Genomic DNA, 1,034 nt, shown 5'->3' with positions numbered 1-1,034 from the left:
TTTGACTTGAACTTCTTCCATGACTTTGGATGAACCCTGACATAAATGCCACTACCGTTCCTTCCCAATGCAAAGCCAAGGAATTTAAAATTTCGGATTGCAAACACGCTGACAGTACGGCTTTTCTCTCGATTAACCGTTAGCTTCAGTTTCTTTTCGAGATATTTCGTACTGCTTTCCAAAAGTCTTTCCGATGCTCTTTTGCTTTTCGCAAGAAGGACTATGTCATCTGCATATCTTATGCAGGGCACACCTCTTTTCAGAAACTCTTGGTCAAACTCATTGAGGTAGATATTCGCAAGAAGCGGAGATAGATTTCCACCTTGCGGTGAGCCTTCCTCTGTATCAATGACCACTCCATTTTCCATTACCCCACTTTTCAGATAACGCTTTATTAGTTGAACTACACGTTCATCCTTCACATTCCTTCTGAGGAGGTTGATTAGGATTTCATGATTCAAGGTGTCGAAATACTTTGATAAGTCCAAGACTACCGCAAAAGTGTAGCCTTGTTCTGCGTATTCCTTTACTTTCTGTATAGCATCCTTTGCGCTTCTGTTTGGACGATAGCCGTAGCTTCCATCCGCAAACAATGGTTCATAGATTGGCACTAACTGTTGAGTTATTGCCTGTTGGAGTGTTCGGTCTATCACGGTGGGTATGCCAAGTTTACGCACACCACCATCTGGTTTTGGAATCTCAACTCGCCTGACTGGCGATGGGGTATACTTACCGCGGTATATGCGGTCAGTTAACTCCTGCTGATGTTCCTTAAGGTATGGAAGTGCCTCTTCAATAGTCATTCCATCAATACCTGGCGCTCCCTTGTTTGCCTTAACTCTTTTATACGCTCTATTAAAGTTGTCCTTATACAGTATCGCTTCCAAGAGCTTCGGCTGTGCACTGTCTCTTTCTTTCCATATCCGATTGAATGACCTAGGCGCTTTCGCATACCCGTTGTGTTCCGCACTATCTCTTTGCGAACAGCCATTGTTTTCAATGTTTTCTGCCATTAACGGTCATTCCTCCTTTCT

At 43.4% G+C, this 1,034-nt stretch carries 1 protein-coding gene; it reads right to left on the bottom strand.

Annotated features, from left to right (window positions below):
* Window positions 1-1,013: group II intron reverse transcriptase/maturase (gene ltrA / locus ACTNDI_RS13980; protein ID WP_441101569.1), on the bottom strand; the 1,013-nt coding region annotated here is incomplete at its 3' end.
* Window positions 1,014-1,034 lie beyond the last annotated feature (21 nt).

The sequence above is a fragment of the Bilifractor sp. HCP3S3_D3 genome, assembly GCF_052063915.1.
Classification (GTDB): Bacteria; Bacillota; Clostridia; order Lachnospirales; family Lachnospiraceae; genus Bilifractor.
This window is presented reverse-complemented; position numbering and strand designations above follow the sequence as displayed.